Source organism: Ahrensia marina (assembly GCF_042140245.1).
Classification (GTDB): domain Bacteria; phylum Pseudomonadota; class Alphaproteobacteria; order Rhizobiales; family MH13; genus MH13.
This window is the reverse complement of the sequence record NZ_CP159483.1, coordinates 1,775,045-1,789,775: the sequence shown is the minus strand read 5'-3', so window position 1 is coordinate 1,789,775 and position 14,731 is coordinate 1,775,045. Positions and strand designations below refer to the sequence as shown.

Below are 14,731 nucleotides of genomic sequence, written 5' to 3'. Positions count from 1 at the left end.
GGTCGCTAAAGAGGCGGCAGATTTTCGCGCACGATAAGCTGAAGCTGCAATGGTTCGGGCTGATGGTCCTTCCCCTCCAGCGCTGCACCAAGCGTTTTCAATATCTCGGTGACTTGTGCACGCGCGTTCTGGTCAATCACCGCATCAAGCGTGCCCGACAGCAGGTAGGCCTTGTTCTCTTCGGTCGCCTCATGCGCGACAAAAACCAGTCTCTGGCGTTTTGCGTCCTCAAGAGCGGCAGCAATCCCCACCGTCGCGCCACCCGCGTTGTAGAGGCCAACCAAATCGCCATGCGCCTTCAGGAGGTCGCCAGTCAGCTTAAAAGCCTTCTTGCGGTCCTCGCGGCTTTCACGAAGTTCCAAAACTTCAAGACCAGGATAGTCTTCGGCCAAAACCTGGCGAAAACCCATCTCACGCTCTTGGTGACCGCGATAGGCAATGGTGCCGGCAAACAAGGCGACTTTGCCTTTCGGTTTCTGACCCAAAAAACGTCCAACCGTGTAGCCCGCCAAGCGACCGGCCTGCCCATTGTCGATACCGATGAAGGCGCGGCGCGGCGCATCAGGACTGTCTGATGCGAGTGTCACCACCGGTACACCATCATTTACGACGCCCCGTATAGCCTCACGTACCGCCGGGTGGTTGAGTGCAACCACGGCTATGCCATGACTTGATGCGCCAGCCTGCGAAATTGCCTCGGCCAACGCGTGTGGATCGAGGGCTCGTATGCGCACAACCTCAACATCAAAAAACGGAACCGTCTTGGCGTGATTCTGCGCCTGACGCGCCAATTCAGCGATGTAGGCATTGGTGCCCTGTGGCAGCAAGAAAAGGATTTTTGCTGAAGATGCGGTATTGTCCTCAGGCAAATAGCCAAGAGCACGGGCAGCCGCCATAACCTGCATACTGGTGCGCGCTGAGACCCCAGAGCGCCGGTTCATCACACGATCCACGGTAGCCAGGGACACCTGGGCGGCTTGGGCAATATCGTTCAATGTCGGGCGCAGATGTCTCTCCTCTTGCCTCAGTATGAGGTAAAATGAGGTGTTTACCTCGTCAACATGTAAAATCTTGACCTTTACCCCTCAATTCACCTCATTACCGGATTGACGCACCGACAGTGTGAACCGCAGATTTCAGGACAAGGCGCACCACCAAGAAACGGCGCCAACTGATCGGGAGGATAGGCTAGATGGCCGTCACAGAGGCGACCACCAACGCACCTTTTGTCAAACGCGACTATTCGCTTACCGGCCCAGAGCGCGACCGCGCCATCGCGCGCGGTTTGGCGTCCGCGGAGTGGTACCACAGCGACATCCCGCGTGACGTGATGAAATCATTGATGGTGCGCAGCGATGAACCTGCTATGCGCGACACGATCATTTGGATCGGCCTGATGGCCATCACTGCCATCGGCGGCATTGCAACCTGGGGCACCTGGTGGGCAGTGCCGTTCTTCTTCATTTACGGCGTACTCTACGGCTCAGCTTGCGACTCCCGCTGGCACGAGTGCGGCCACAACAGCGCTTTCAAAACGCCCTGGATGAACCGGTGGGTCTATATCATCGCCAGCTTTATGGTGATGCGCAATCCGGTCTCCTGGCGCTTTAGTCACCTGCGCCATCATGTCGACACCATCATTGTAGGGCGAGACCCAGAAATCGGCTTCATGCGCCCGACCAGCATGCTGCGCAAAGCGCTGATGTTCATCGGCATTCCGGATATCTTCCAACATTTCGCGATCCTATGGCGCAACGCGCTTAGCCAGTTCTCGCCCGATGAGCGCGACTACATCCCTGAGCAACAGCTGCCTAAAGCCACATTCTGGGCACGCATCTTCGTCGGCATTCACCTCGCTGCTGTGGCTTTGGCATTTGTCACCTGGTCGCTCCTGCCCCTGATGATCATTGGCGGACCGCGCATCTACGGCACCTGGCATATGGTGATGACGGGTCTGCTCCAGCACGGTGGCTTGGCCGAAGATGTGCTGGACCACCGGCTCAACTCACGAACAGTCCACATGAACCCAGTCAGCCGTTGGATTTACTGGAACATGAACTACCACGTGGAACACCACATGTTCCCGATGGTGCCCTACCACGCGCTGCCCAAGCTGCATGCTTTGATCAAAAATGATCTGCCAACGGCCAATCCTTCCATCGTCGATGGCTATCAAGAGATGATTGACTCGCTGAAGCGGCAACGCGTTGAACCCAACTACTATGTCCGCAAGGAGCTCCCCCCAACGGCCAAACCTTATCGTGAGGAACTTCATGATGAGGACAGCATTCCGCAAATCTCGGTCGCGTGAGGAGCAACATATGACAGGTCAACGCCCCACCGTGGCTGATTTGCTTGGCGCGAAAGGCAAGCGGCAGATGACCATGCTGCGCTATTTTTCCCTTGATGAAGCCGCTGCCGCTGAAGCCGCGGGAATCGACATCGCCTCCGTACCGCCAGATCTTGTGGCGCATTCGCGGTACCGAGACGTCGCACCAAGCGTCTTCTCTATGACCGGCAAAACGCATCTCGATTACGGCAGTGCCGACGAGTATCTGCGCTTTTGCGGTGAAATGCTGAACGCCGGGGCGGACGCGCTCTACTGCTCTAGCTCCATGCAAACGGTCGAATACCTGGCCCGCGAGCACATTCCCATTGTCGGCCATGTGGGCATTGTTCCGGCGCGCGCGACATGGACCGGCGGGTTCCGCGCCGTTGGGCGAGATGCTGAGACGGCCATCCGCGTCTATGAGGAGTGCAAGGCTTACCAAGAAGCGGGTGCCATTGCTGTTGAGATCGAGGTGGTGCCCGATGAGGTTGCGCGCGCCATCAGTGAGCGCCTCGACATTCTTCTCTGGTCCATGGGGTCAGGCGCCGGCTGTGACGCGCAATACCTCTTCGCCGAAGACATACTCGGAGAAGGCAAAACGCGAGTTCCGCGCCACGCCAAAATCTACCGCAACTTTGCTGCCGAGTACGAACGCCTGCAAAACGAGCGTGTCGCGGCGTTCAAGGAATATGTTGCCGATGTTGAAAGCGGCGCATTCCCGGAGCCTGGCCATCTGGTCGGCATGAAAGATGGTGAGTTTGAGAAGTTTCTCGATGGGATCGGTGGATGAACATCGATCTGTCTGGAAAGATCATCATCATCACTGGGGCTGCGCGCGGCATCGGCGCCGCCATCGCTCAGCAAGCCTACGCAAGCGGGGCCGAGGGCCTGCTTCTAACAGATCGTGAAACGATCGACCTTGATCTACCTTGTGCGGTCGAATGCGTAACCGCTGACCTGCTCAGTGAAGAGGCACCGCAATGCATTGTCCAAGCCGTCAAAGCGCGATTTGGGCGTGTGGATGGTCTGGTTAACGCGGCGGGCGTCACATCGCGCGGTGATTTTCTAGATGCCACACCAGGCCTCTGGCATCAGGTGATGACAATCAACGCCCGCGCCCCGTTCTTCTTGATGAGCGATGTGATCGCTGATCTGAAAGGTCGCAATGCTCCAGGATCTATCGTCAACATCCAGTCGATGAACGCCCACTGCGGCGCATCAGATTTGGCGATTTATTCCGCCTCTAAAGGCGCGCTGCAAACGCTGACCAAAAACGCGGCCAACGCCCACATGGCTGACCGGATACGCGTGAATGGCATCAATCTCGGTTGGGTCGCGACCGAGACCGAGCGCCATCTTCACGAGGTTATGCTGGGCAAGGGCGATGGTTGGCTGGCAGCCGAGGGCGCCAAGCAACCCTTGGGGCGGTTGGTCGATGAAGATGAAACAGCGCGCCTTGCGACTTTTTTGCTCAGCGACGCCTCTGCGCCAATGACCGGTGTCTCAATGGATCTAGAGCAACGGGTCACCGGAGCACCGCCGTGAGTTTGACTTCAATCGCCAGCATGCAGCGCAGCGGCGCTGTCACGCACAACGAGCTTCACGCCGACCAAATCGCCTGCCTCATCGCCAACATCCAACGCCGATGGGTTCAGCCGCTCCAAAAGACGCTCAGCCGCACGGCGACCAAGCCGGTGACGATCTTGATAGATCGTGGTCAACGCCGGAACGTAATATTGCGCGATGTCGATGTCATCAAAGCCAACAACCGAAATGTCGTTGGGGACAGACAAGCCAGCCCCCTGAAGCCCCGAGATCAATCCAAAAGCCACCGTATCAGCCGAGCAGAACACGGCGGTAGGTCTCTCGCTCATCTCAACAATACGCTGCGCTGCTCGATGGCCGGACTCAACCGAAAAGTCACCACGAATGATCCATTCATCACGCGCTGGAAGATCGAGCCTCGCACGCTCTTCCAACATGGCATCACGGCGCGCGATGGTCAGCACATTGCCCTGCGGACCGGTGGCATGAGCGATGCGTCGATGTCCCAGCTCATAAAGGTGGCGGATCGCAAGACGTGCCCCATGGGCGTTGTCGCTGCGAATGGCCGGAAACGAGGCGCCCTCAACCCATTCGCACAAGAAAACGATCCGCTTGCCCAATCCCTCTCGCTCGCAAGCATCCAAAGCTTCACGCGAGAACCGTCCATCAAGCGATATCACACCGTCGATACGGCCATCGGTGAAATAAGCCGCAAGCTCGGAGTCGTCGAGCGGACTGTCCTTGGTATCAGCAATCAAAACGGCGTAGTCGGTGGCGGCGAATCCGTCGCTGATGCCGGCCAATATCTTAGAATAAAACGGAATGCCAAGATCGGGCACCAGCACAAGCACTGCGCCAGCACGGCGCATGCGCAGATTTCTCGCGGCTTGATTGACGCGATATCCGGTGCGCTTGATGGCTTCAAACACAGCATCTCGGGTTTGCTCAGCCACAAGGTCCGGGTTGCTCAGGGCACGGCTCACCGTAGCGGTCGAAACACCGGCCGCTCGGGCAACATCTTGGATGGTGGCAGACCTGTGAACCATGCTCGCAATTGTCAGTTCTTACATTCTCAGCTTGACTCACATCGCATACTCAGACGACTATGCAAAGGATTACATTGGTTAAAAACCGTCGTTTGATGCGCTTTGCAATCGATTACAGACCCCTTAAAGGGCATTTGGGAGAACCGCCTTGAACGCCGAGGCCTTGGACATGTCAGCCAGACACACACATGACTGACAAGCATGGGTTTGACTTTACCGAAGCGAAGGTTCTGGTCATTGGCGCAAGCCGTGGCGGCATCGGCGCATCCATCGCACGCGCCTTTCAGGTTGCTGGTGCGACGGTGGCAATCACGGGTGTCGAAGCAGCTCCCGATGAAGCTGATGCTGGCCGCTTTGCCTACACACAGCTGGACGTCACAGACACCGATGCGGTGGAAACCTTCGCCGCCGCACATCCCCATGTCGATGTGCTGATCAACTGCGCGGCCATCACCAAGCGCGGTGAAGAGATGGCACCGGATTTCTTCTCGCATGTGCTGGATGTGAACCTGACTGGGTCTCTGCGCTGCGCCAAAGCACTGCATTCAGGCCTGAAAGCTGCGGGTGGCAAAGTGATCAACATCGCGTCCATGTATGCACGCTTCGGCAGCCCGCGGAACCCAGCCTATGGCGCGTCGAAAGCTGGCGTGGAACAGCTGACCAAATCGCTCGCCATCGCGTGGGCCGATGATGGCATCCGCGTCAATGCTATCGCGCCAGGCTTCATTGTAACGGAGCAATCAGCACGCGCCAGGCAAGACCAAGCATTCGTCAAAACAGTCGAAGCTCGGACACCGCTTGGCCGATGGGGCAACCCTAATGATATCACCGGAGCAGCGCTTTTCCTCGCCTCCTCTGCGTCGGCCTTCATGACGGGCACGTGCCTACCTGTTGATGGAGGCTATTCCATTGTCTGAGCAAGAAGCATCATGACCAATTTTACCAAGATCGGAGCAGCCGTCATCGGCACCGGCTTTATAGGTGGCGTCCATATCCAGGCCTTACGCCGTCTGGGTGTTGATGTGCGCGGTGTGCTCGGCTCGTCACCAGATCGCGGTGAAGAGAGAGCTGCAGCGCTTGGGGTTCCAAAAGCCTACGCTTCACTCGACGACCTCTTGGCCGATGACAGTGTGGATGTGGTCCACGTCACCTCGCCCAACCATGCCCACTATCCGCAGGTGAAGGCCATTCTTGATGCGGGCAAGCATGTGGTCTGCGAAAAACCGTTGGCAATGACGTCGCAGCAGTCGGCCGAGATGGTGGAACTTGCTAAAGCGTCCGGCAAAGTGGCGGCCGTTTGCTACAACATCCGCTTCTACGCCCTCAACCAACAGGCCCACGGTATGGTGCAGGCCGATGACCTTGGTGATATTCGATTTGTAACTGGTCATTACCATCAGGACTGGCTGGCCAAAGAAACCGACTGGAACTGGCGGCTGGAATCAGCGATGGGCGGTGAGTTGCGCTCGGTCGGCGACATCGGCACGCACTGGGTTGATCTCACCAGCTTCATCACTGGCTTGAAAGTCGAAGCGGTGTTTGCCGAGCTTTCGACCTTCTTTCCCGAACGCCAGAAACCCATTGGGCCAGTGGAGACCTTCTCAAGCGCTGCTGGAAAAACAGAAACCGCCAAGGTCGATACCGATGACGCGGCAATGATCATGATCCGCTACGCCAACGGCGCACGCGGCGTGATGTCGACCAGCCAGGTCAATATGGGTCGCAAGAACTCACTGCAGTGGGACATTGCCGGTTCGAAGGCGAGTGCTGCCTGGGACAATGAAACGCCTGAACATCTCTTCATCGGTCATCGTGATCAGCCCAACCAGACGTTGATGCGTGATTTCAGCCTGATGAACGCCACCGGCACCGCCGCGGCAGCGCTTCCTCCCGGTCATGTGGAAGGCTTTGCAGACAGTTTCTTTGGTCTGTTCCGTGCTGTGTATAGCGACCTCGCAGCAGGAGGTCGTCAATCTGACTCGACCTGGGCCACGTTTGAGGATGGCCACTACGAGATGCAGTTCTGCGATGCGGTTCTGCGCTCGGCGCGTGAAGGCCGTTGGGTCAATCTGAGTGATGTGTAAGGGGCAAATGATATGAAACTGGGTCTTCTGACAGCACCCTTTGAAGACAGTGACCTGATGGATGTTGCCAGTTGGGCGGGGTCCAATGGCTTCTCCGCCTTTGAGGTGGCCTGCTGGCCAGCCTCCGGTGGTGAGAAACGTCGCTATGCGGGCACCTCCCACATCGATGTCGACGGGCTGACCTCCAGCCAAGGCAGCGAAATCATGGGCGTCTTGGCCGATCACGGCATCGAGATTTCCGGACTTGGTTACTACCCCAACCCATTGCACGCCGATGCCGACCACCGCGATGAAGTTGTCGGGCATCTAAAAAAGGTGATTACGGCAGCAGGGGTGATGGGCGTTAAAGTCGTCAACACCTTTATCGGTGGTGATCGGGCGCTCAATGTTGATGAGAACTGGTCACGGGCAGTGGAGATTTTCACACCCATCGTCGCGCATGCCAGGGACAATAGCGTGACGCTGGCATTTGAAAACTGCCCTATGATCTTCAGCTATGATGAGTGGCCCGGCGGACACAACATCGCTTACAGCCCCAAGATCTGGCGGCGTGTCTTCGAGCAATGGGGCGATGATGTCGGCATGAACTTCGACCCTTCGCACCTTATCTGGCAGATGATCGACCAGACCCGTTTCATCAAAGAGTTTGGCCCGCAGATGGCCCATGTCCACGCCAAGGATGTGATGATCGACCGGGACGGCCTCTATGAAAACGGCATCATGAGCACCGGCATGGGCTGGCAGATCCCACGCCTTTGTGGCTTGGGCGATGTGGACTGGTCAGACTTTTTCTCCGGCCTCTACCGCACCGGATATGACGGTCCTGTCATCATTGAACATGAAGACAGGCTTTTTGAAGGAACCGACGAGAAGGTCAAACGCGGCTTCCTTTTGGCGCGCGATGTGCTCGCCCCCTACATCAAGTGAATTGGGCAACAAGCCCGACAGGAAAGACCAAAACCAAATGAAAACCAAAAACTGGGAGACCTACCAATGAAAAGACTTCTTTCCAGCGCAGCGGCCGTAGCCATTCTGGCTAGCACCGGTGCAACAGCATTCGCTGCCGACTACACCATCGGTGTTTCCAACACGGTGCAGGGCAATGGCTGGCGTGAGCAGATGATCTGCGCCATGCGGGCACAGGCCGCTGTTGAAGGCGATGTATCCGGCCTCATCGTTGCTCACCGCAACACCGACAGTGCCGGTCAGCTTGAGGATCTCAACAACCTCATCGAAGCCGGTGTTGATGCCATCGTGCTCAACCCATCCAACCCTGAAGCACTGAACTCAGCCATCGATACGGCTATTGAACAGGGCATTGTGGTTGTCGCTGTGGATGCCGGCGTGACGGCTGAAGGTGCATACATTCTTTCCAACAACCAGGAAGAGTACGCCTATCTCGGCGCCAAATGGCTGTTTGAGCAGGTCGGCGGTTCAGGCGATATTGTCTACATGCGCGGTATTGCCGGTGTATCGGCCGATACCGACCGTGACAATGGCTTCCAACGGGCGCTGGCTGAGTTCCCCGACATCAATGTCATCCATGAGGTTTTCACCGGCTGGCAGCAGGACCAGGGCAAGCAGCAGATGTTTGACTTCCTGGCCACCGGCATTCCGTTTGACGGTGTTTGGACGTCAGGCATCGACAATGTGATCGTGGATGCGTTCACCGAGTCCGGCGCGCCCTTGGTCCCGATTGTTGGTGCGGACAATGCTGGCTTCGTCCAGTACCTGTCAGAGGTTGATGGTTTGGAAGGTGCTGCAGTCACCAATCCAGGCTCCGTCGGCGGCGCAGGTATCGCATTGGCCGTGGATATCCTCAACGGCGAAGCACCGGACAGCAATCTGGTTCTCGTCGATCCGGTCCTCTGGGAAAACACCACAGACGATGGCCGCGCGACCATTGCCGGTGCCCAGAACCCGAACCTTGATCCAGAATGGCCAGTATCTGTCACCATTCCTGGCTGGACGGACTATTCCATGGAACAGATCATCGCCTGCGAAGGCCCTGGCCAGTAATCGTCTGATCCAAAACGCCGAACCCTCGCCCGATGGGCGGGGGTTGTTTCTTCTGCACTCAAAACCGAACCAATCTCTATGACCGATCAGGCCTTATTGGACGCGACAGGCGTGGCCAAGAGTTTCGGCGCTGTGAAAGCGCTCACCGATGCCAGCCTGCATGTCGGGCGGGGGCAGGTGGTTGCCTTGATGGGCGCAAACGGTGCCGGGAAATCCACCTTTGTAAAAATTCTCACAGGCGCGCTGAAGCCTGACAGAGGCCATGTGCTCATCCAGGGCAAACCGGCACGGGTTGGCTCACCCGCCCAGGCGCGCGCTTCGGGTCTCGTGCCAGTCTATCAAGAACCTTCGCTGATCCCTGATCTGGATGTCGCAGACAATCTGCGCCTCGGCGATACGCCCGCTGATGATTTTCAGCACTGGGTAGCCGAGCTGGGCATAGAAGGGCTTCAGCTGACTGACATGATCAGGGATCTGCCGCTCGCGACATTGCGCATCCTCGATCTGGCGCGCGCGTTGGCCAGCAAGCCCGATGTCCTGCTGCTTGACGAGATGACCGCGGCCCTGCCAACCGATCTGGTGGAAAGAGTGCTGCGCGTGGTGCGCGCGCAAGCTGATGAAGGGCGTGGCGTGATCTACATCTCTCACCGCTTCACCGAAATCTCTGAGCTTTGCGACAGTGCCACCGTGCTGCGCGATGGCCGCACCGTCGGCGATCTGAAGATTGAAGATGGTGTGGAAGAGAAAGTGGTCGAGCTGATGCTTGGCACGAAGCTTGATCTTGGTAGCCGCGATACCGGTGCTTCTAAGAAAGCCCGAGAGACCACACCACGTCTGGAAGCGCGCAATCTGGCCGCCGCGCCGAGACTTCAAGATGTCTCTTTTGATCTTCATCCCGGCGAAGTGCTCGGCGTTGTGGCGCTGGAAGGTCAGGGCCAGGATGAGCTGTTCAATGTGCTGTCCGGTTTCACCAAACCAACGGGCGGTAATCTGAGCGTCGATGGTACCGAGCAAAGCTTCTCCCATCCTTCCGATGCCATCGCTGCTGGATTGACCTTTGTGCCCGGTGATCGGGCGGAAGCCCTCCTATCGCAACGCTCGGTGCGCGAGAACATCGCCCTTCCCTTCTCAGCCCGTATGCGTTCCTGGGGACCTTTGAAGCTGCGCCGCGAACGCGAGCGCGTAAAACTGGCGGTCGACCGATTGCAGATCGATACGCGTGCGCAAGGCGAAGTGCAGAGGCTCTCTGGCGGCAACCAGCAGAAGGTCACCATTGGTCGGTGGTTGGCCACGGGCGTGGAAACGCTGCTGCTCTTTGATCCGACCCGCGGGATCGATGTGCGCACCAAAAGGCAAATCTACCCACTGGTCCGTGAGCTTGCTGAGCAGGGTGCAGCGATCCTCTATTACACCTCGGAGTTGGAAGAAGTGCCATTGGCCTGTGACCGGGCACTGGTCATCTTCAACGGTCGGGTGGTCGATCTGATCAATGCGGCAGACGCCGATGAACAAACCTTGATGCGCGCAGCCTATGGCTTGACCGAAGGCGCAAACGCCGAAGCGGTGAGCGCCCAATGAGCTTTGCCCAGAAACACGCCTGGACCCTTGGCCTGGTTGCCTTGCTGCTCGTCCTGCTTGGCATCACCAAACTCATCCAACCATCCTTTGGGGCATCGGGCTTAGAGAGCCTCGCCCGCGCCGCTTTGCCCTTTGCTTTTGCTACGGCAGCCATGGCTGTGGTGGTGATTGTCGGCGGCATCGACCTCTCGGTCGCCTCCATCATGACGGTTTGCGCCGTCACGGCAGCGGTGCTGATGCAGTCGATGGGTGCGATCCCAGCGGTGGCCATCACGCTTTTGATCGGGCTTGGTATGGGCATGGTCAATGGTGGGCTAATCGTGCTCACACGCGTCCCCGACATCGTTGTGACGCTCGCCATGCTCTTCGTGTGGGAAGGCACAGCGCTGCTGATTCTCAATGCGCCGGGTGGCACTGTTCACGATTGGCTGGAAGACAGCATCGCCGGCACTGTTCTTTTCTGGATGCCGAAAGCGCTGATCGTTATGGCCATCGCCGTGGCATTGGTCTGGATACCGTTGAAACGCTCCAAGCTTGGCCTCTCAATCTACGCAGTAGGGTCTGACGAACTGGCGGCCTTTCGCTCAGGCGTAGCTGTCGGTTGGACCAAGGTCGCCGCCTACGGAGTGTGTGGCCTGTTCTGCGCCATGGGTGGCCTCAGCCTCATCATGCTTACCGGCATTGGTGAGCCAGTGCCCGGCCCCTATCTTTTGGCGTCCGTTGCAGCGGTTGTGCTGGGCGGCGTGGTGCTGGGTGGCGGTATTGGCGGTTTGCTTGGTCCAATCATCGCGGTTTTCATTTTGCGGATCATTCGCACCATCCTCACCCTAGCGGCCGTCGATCCTAATGTGACCACCATTGTGGAAGGCACCATCATGGTGGCGGTGGTGATGCTTGGCGCGTTCTTGGTGATGCGGAGGAACAAGGCATGAGTGTGAGCGATCAAGTGCACCCCGCTCAGGATGATCATGTCTCGACGCTAGTCCGTATCGGGCGCTTTCTGGGCGACAATCCAGTCATCCCACTGGTCATCCTGCTTCTGGCGCTGGTCGGCGTGCTGGAGATCATGCGCCCAGGCATCATCTCACCCTTCTGGTTTGGCAACACGATCAAGTTCGCCATTCCGCTGGCGATGCTTGCGGCCTGCCAAATGCTCACCATGCTGACCGCTGGCATTGATCTCTCAGCAGCCGTGGTCGCCACGGTCTCGGCTTTCGTGGTCGCGTCGATAACCCCGCTCTACGGGCCCTTCGCTGGCGTTGTCATCGCGCTCGGCGCAGCGGTTCTGGTAGGCCTGGTTAATGGTTTCGGGGTTGGCGTCGCGCGCGTCCACCCACTCATCATGACACTGGGGACCGGCCTCATCGCGACGGGGTGTTTGCAGGTGTACCAGCGCTTTGTCATTAACACCGGTTCAGAAATTCCAGCGTTTTTGGAGTGGCTTGGCACAGGCCGCACCGCTGGTTTGCCCAATGGACTGTTTCTGTTCGTTCCGTTCGCTGTGATCATTTTGCTTGGGCTTCGCTACACAGGCTTTGGGCGACTACTCTACGCCATCGGCTCCAACGAGCACGCGACCAAACTCTCCGGCGTGCGCAGCTGGCAGGTGTTCATGGTGCTCTACGCGCTGGTCGGCCTGATCGCTGGTATTACCGGCTTGCTCTATGTCGGCATGATCCGCGCGCCCTCCCTCTCACTCGCCAATCCGCTGCTCCTTCCATCGGCGGCGGCGGCTGTGATCGGCGGAACCTCTATTTTCGGCGGACGTGGCAGCTATGCCGGCGCGATTGTCGGTGCACTGATCTTGACCGTCCTCGGCACGCTGCTCACGCTGTTGCAGATGCCAGAAGGCGCGCGCATCGCACTGTTCGGCTTGATCATCCTGGGCGTCACCGCGCTCTATGTCCGCCTGACCAACGCTCGCTAAACGGAGGCTCCCATGGCCAAGTTTCGTATTGTCGGTATCAGCTTTGATCACATGCACATGGGCGATCTGCTGCGCCTTGTGAACGAGCATCCCGACGCGGAAATCGCAGCCATCTTCGATGCTGATCTCGCGAAGATGCAGGGTGCAATCGAGAACTTTGCCATCCTTGAGGATCGCATCTTCACCGACTTTGACGCCTGCATGGCCGCCGGTCCCTACGACATGGCGATCTTGTGTTGTGCGACTGCAGACCATGCGAACTACACTGAGCGACTGGCACCCCATGGTGTGCATGTGTTCGTGGAAAAGCCGTTTGCGGCCTCTGTCACCGATGCCCGCCGCATGATGAAGGCAATGGCAGGAACCGACAAACAGATGGCCATCAACTGGCCACTGCGCTGGGTCGAAAGCCATGTCACCGCCAAGCGCCTGATTGATGAGGGCATGATCGGGAGCTTACGCGAAGTGCATTTCTACGATGGCAATCGCGGCCCGCTCTATCACCTCGCTGACAAGGTGGAAGTGACGCCTGAAGAGGTGGAGCGCCAAAAGCCGGATAGCTGGTGGTACAAAAAGGCCTCTGGTGGCGGCTCCTTGCTCGATTATCTCGGCTACGGGGCAACGCTTGGCACTTGGTACATGAACGGCGAGGCCCCGCTTGAGGTGACCTGCACGGTCGATGAGACACTGGGCATCGAGGTGGATCAGCACTCCATCACGGTCTGCCGCTATGCCCGTGGTCTCTCCAAGATGGAAACCCGCTGGGGCACGTTCACCGATCCGTGGATGATCCAACCACAACCAACCTGTGGCTTTGTGTTTGTCGGTACGGACGGCACAATTTCCAGCCCGGACTATGCCGACCATGTAACCGTCCAGACCCGCGCAAAACCTGAACGCCACGACATCCCTGCCGATCCGCTACCAGCAGGTGCACGCAACGCAATTGAGTATGTTCTTGGCTGCATTGAGCGCGGCGAGAAGGTAGCCGGGCCGCTTGATCCTGAGCTTTGCCTGACTGCTCAACGCATCGTCGACACCGCAGCCAGGTCCGCCGCCGAGAAGCGCACACTGGAGTTGATCGCATGACAGACGATGCCGGGGACACCGACACCTATGCGCTAAAATCCTCCGACCTGCCCGAGGTCGCAGCACCGGATGTGCCCTATCGCCCGCCCATGCCGAAGAGCTACCGGCCGCAGATCGGCATGATTGGCACCGGAGGCATTTCGGCCAGCCATCTGGATGCCTATCGAGATGCTGGATGGGATGTCGCCGCGCTATGGAACCGCACACGCGCCAAGGCTGAAGAGAAAGCCGCTGAGTACTGCCCGAGCGCACGGATCGAGGACGATTGGCGGGCGGTCCTCTCCAACCCAGACATCGACGTGGTGGACATCACGCTGCACCCGGAACATCGCGCCCCGATCATTCGAGCAGCGCTTGAGGCTGGCAAACATGTGCTCAGTCAGAAACCTTTTGTCACGGACCTCGACCTAGGCGAAGACCTTGTGAAGCTCGCCCGAGATCAAGGCGTGAAACTCGCGGTCAACCAGAACGGTCGCTGGGCACCCTATAAGGCTTTCATGCGTGAGGTGGTGCGCGCTGGACTGATTGGCGATGTGTTGTCTGCGCATATCGCCATCCATTGGGACCATGGCTGGACGGCTGGCACACCCTTCGACGAGATCGAGGATTTGATCCTTTACGATTTCGGCGTGCACTGGTTTGACTTTATTGCATCCATGGTTGGGGACCGGGCACAAAGTGTTTTTGCAACGGCATCCCATGGCAAAGGCCAGGCCAACAAAGTGCCTCTCTTTGCCCAAGCGATGATCCGCCTGGATGGTGGTCAGGCAAGCCTCGTCTTTGATGGTGGACTTCCCCATGGCCCTCGCGACACCAGCTTTGTCGGCGGCACATTGGGAAGTTTGAAATCAGACGGATCGGATCTCGGACAGCAAAGTGTCACCCTGACCACACCGGCGGGCATCGCCCGACCAAAACTGGAAGGACAATGGTTCAACGATGGGTTCAGAGGCACGATGGGGGAACTGCTTTGCGCTATCGAAGAGAATCGCGAGCCGTCCAATGGGGCAGCTGAAAACCTGCGCAGTCTGGCCATGGCCTTTGCAGCGGTTGCAAGCCGTGTCACAGGCAAGGAGGTAACGATCGGCAGCGTGCGCAAGCTGCCATCCTGATG

At 58.2% G+C, this 14,731-nt stretch carries 14 protein-coding genes; 12 read left to right on the top strand and 2 right to left on the bottom strand.

Going from position 1 to position 14,731, the window contains the following annotated elements:
* Nucleotides 1-5: 5 nt before the first annotated feature.
* Nucleotides 6-995, bottom strand: coding sequence for a LacI family DNA-binding transcriptional regulator (locus ABWH92_RS08795; protein WP_375574011.1), 990 nt, complete (start codon nt 993-995; stop codon nt 6-8).
* Between the two features lie 197 nt (nt 996-1,192).
* Here ABWH92_RS08795 and ABWH92_RS08790 point away from each other — a divergent pair, with 197 nt between their 5' ends.
* From ABWH92_RS08790 to ABWH92_RS08780, 3 genes are read left to right on the top strand one after another with little or no spacing between them, the layout of a single operon-like run.
* Nucleotides 1,193-2,311 (top strand): fatty acid desaturase family protein, encoded by a 1,119-nt coding sequence (locus tag ABWH92_RS08790; protein ID WP_375574009.1) that lies wholly within the window; start codon nt 1,193-1,195, stop codon nt 2,309-2,311.
* A gap of 10 nt (nt 2,312-2,321) precedes the next feature.
* Nucleotides 2,322-3,119 (top strand): 3-methyl-2-oxobutanoate hydroxymethyltransferase, encoded by a 798-nt coding sequence (locus ABWH92_RS08785; protein ID WP_375574007.1) that lies wholly within the window; start codon nt 2,322-2,324, stop codon nt 3,117-3,119.
* Complete coding sequence (locus ABWH92_RS08780) at nt 3,116-3,874, top strand: oxidoreductase (RefSeq protein WP_375574005.1); 759 nt, start codon at nt 3,116-3,118, stop codon at nt 3,872-3,874. Before ABWH92_RS08785 ends, ABWH92_RS08780 begins: the two co-directional genes overlap by 4 nt.
* A gap of 8 nt (nt 3,875-3,882) precedes the next feature.
* Here ABWH92_RS08780 and ABWH92_RS08775 read toward each other — a convergent pair whose 3' ends face one another.
* On the bottom strand, nt 3,883-4,920 hold the full coding sequence (locus ABWH92_RS08775; RefSeq protein ID WP_375574003.1) for a LacI family DNA-binding transcriptional regulator: 1,038 nt from the start codon (nt 4,918-4,920) through the stop codon (nt 3,883-3,885).
* A gap of 188 nt (nt 4,921-5,108) precedes the next feature.
* Here ABWH92_RS08775 and ABWH92_RS08770 point away from each other — a divergent pair, with 188 nt between their 5' ends.
* The 9 genes from ABWH92_RS08770 (at nt 5,109) to ABWH92_RS08730 (ending at nt 14,729) form a co-directional block, all read left to right on the top strand.
* Nucleotides 5,109-5,837, top strand: coding sequence for an SDR family NAD(P)-dependent oxidoreductase (locus tag ABWH92_RS08770; protein WP_375574001.1), 729 nt, complete (start codon nt 5,109-5,111; stop codon nt 5,835-5,837).
* 12 nt (nt 5,838-5,849) lie between these two features.
* Nucleotides 5,850-7,004 (top strand): Gfo/Idh/MocA family protein, encoded by a 1,155-nt coding sequence (locus tag ABWH92_RS08765; protein WP_375573999.1) that lies wholly within the window; start codon nt 5,850-5,852, stop codon nt 7,002-7,004.
* A gap of 12 nt (nt 7,005-7,016) precedes the next feature.
* Complete coding sequence (locus ABWH92_RS08760) at nt 7,017-7,931, top strand: sugar phosphate isomerase/epimerase family protein (RefSeq protein WP_375573997.1); 915 nt, start codon at nt 7,017-7,019, stop codon at nt 7,929-7,931.
* A gap of 66 nt (nt 7,932-7,997) precedes the next feature.
* The gene (locus ABWH92_RS08755) at nt 7,998-9,023 is read left to right on the top strand and encodes an ABC transporter substrate-binding protein (protein WP_375573995.1); all 1,026 of its coding nucleotides are present in this window, start codon (nt 7,998-8,000) and stop codon (nt 9,021-9,023) included.
* Between the two features lie 111 nt (nt 9,024-9,134).
* Entirely contained in the window at nt 9,135-10,601 is a 1,467-nt protein-coding gene (locus ABWH92_RS08750; RefSeq protein ID WP_375573993.1) for a sugar ABC transporter ATP-binding protein, read from the top strand.
* Complete coding sequence (locus ABWH92_RS08745; protein ID WP_375573991.1) at nt 10,598-11,533, top strand: ABC transporter permease; 936 nt, start codon at nt 10,598-10,600, stop codon at nt 11,531-11,533. Before ABWH92_RS08750 ends, ABWH92_RS08745 begins: the two co-directional genes overlap by 4 nt.
* Nucleotides 11,530-12,528 carry an ABC transporter permease gene (locus ABWH92_RS08740; protein ID WP_375573989.1) on the top strand — a complete coding sequence of 333 codons (999 nt, stop codon included), beginning with the start codon at nt 11,530-11,532 and terminating at the stop codon, nt 12,526-12,528. The genes ABWH92_RS08745 and ABWH92_RS08740 overlap by 4 nt, the downstream gene beginning before the upstream one ends.
* 12 nt (nt 12,529-12,540) lie before the next feature.
* A complete protein-coding gene (locus ABWH92_RS08735) occupies nt 12,541-13,617 on the top strand; it encodes a Gfo/Idh/MocA family protein (protein WP_375573987.1) in 1,077 nt (358 codons plus the stop codon).
* Nucleotides 13,614-14,729, top strand: coding sequence for a Gfo/Idh/MocA family protein (locus ABWH92_RS08730; protein ID WP_375573985.1), 1,116 nt, complete (start codon nt 13,614-13,616; stop codon nt 14,727-14,729). The genes ABWH92_RS08735 and ABWH92_RS08730 overlap by 4 nt, the downstream gene beginning before the upstream one ends.
* Nucleotides 14,730-14,731: the final 2 nt, after the last annotated feature.

What these genes read in the sequence shown, in the direction of transcription:
- ABWH92_RS08765 (WP_375573999.1), top strand. Translation starts at nt 5,850, where the DNA reads ATGACCAATTTTACCAAGATCGGAGCAGCCGTCATCGGCACCGGCTTT.
- ABWH92_RS08785 (WP_375574007.1), top strand. Translation starts at nt 2,322, where the DNA reads ATGACAGGTCAACGCCCCACCGTGGCTGATTTGCTTGGCGCGAAAGGC.
- ABWH92_RS08745 (WP_375573991.1), top strand. Translation starts at nt 10,598, where the DNA reads ATGAGCTTTGCCCAGAAACACGCCTGGACCCTTGGCCTGGTTGCCTTG.
- ABWH92_RS08760 (WP_375573997.1), top strand. Translation starts at nt 7,017, where the DNA reads ATGAAACTGGGTCTTCTGACAGCACCCTTTGAAGACAGTGACCTGATG.
- ABWH92_RS08730 (WP_375573985.1), top strand. Translation starts at nt 13,614, where the DNA reads ATGACAGACGATGCCGGGGACACCGACACCTATGCGCTAAAATCCTCC.
- ABWH92_RS08770 (WP_375574001.1), top strand. Translation starts at nt 5,109, where the DNA reads ATGACTGACAAGCATGGGTTTGACTTTACCGAAGCGAAGGTTCTGGTC.
- ABWH92_RS08780 (WP_375574005.1), top strand. Translation starts at nt 3,116, where the DNA reads ATGAACATCGATCTGTCTGGAAAGATCATCATCATCACTGGGGCTGCG.
- ABWH92_RS08775 (WP_375574003.1), bottom strand. Translation starts at nt 4,920, where the DNA reads ATGGTTCACAGGTCTGCCACCATCCAAGATGTTGCCCGAGCGGCCGGT.
- ABWH92_RS08735 (WP_375573987.1), top strand. Translation starts at nt 12,541, where the DNA reads ATGGCCAAGTTTCGTATTGTCGGTATCAGCTTTGATCACATGCACATG.
- ABWH92_RS08740 (WP_375573989.1), top strand. Translation starts at nt 11,530, where the DNA reads ATGAGTGTGAGCGATCAAGTGCACCCCGCTCAGGATGATCATGTCTCG.
- ABWH92_RS08755 (WP_375573995.1), top strand. Translation starts at nt 7,998, where the DNA reads ATGAAAAGACTTCTTTCCAGCGCAGCGGCCGTAGCCATTCTGGCTAGC.
- ABWH92_RS08790 (WP_375574009.1), top strand. Translation starts at nt 1,193, where the DNA reads ATGGCCGTCACAGAGGCGACCACCAACGCACCTTTTGTCAAACGCGAC.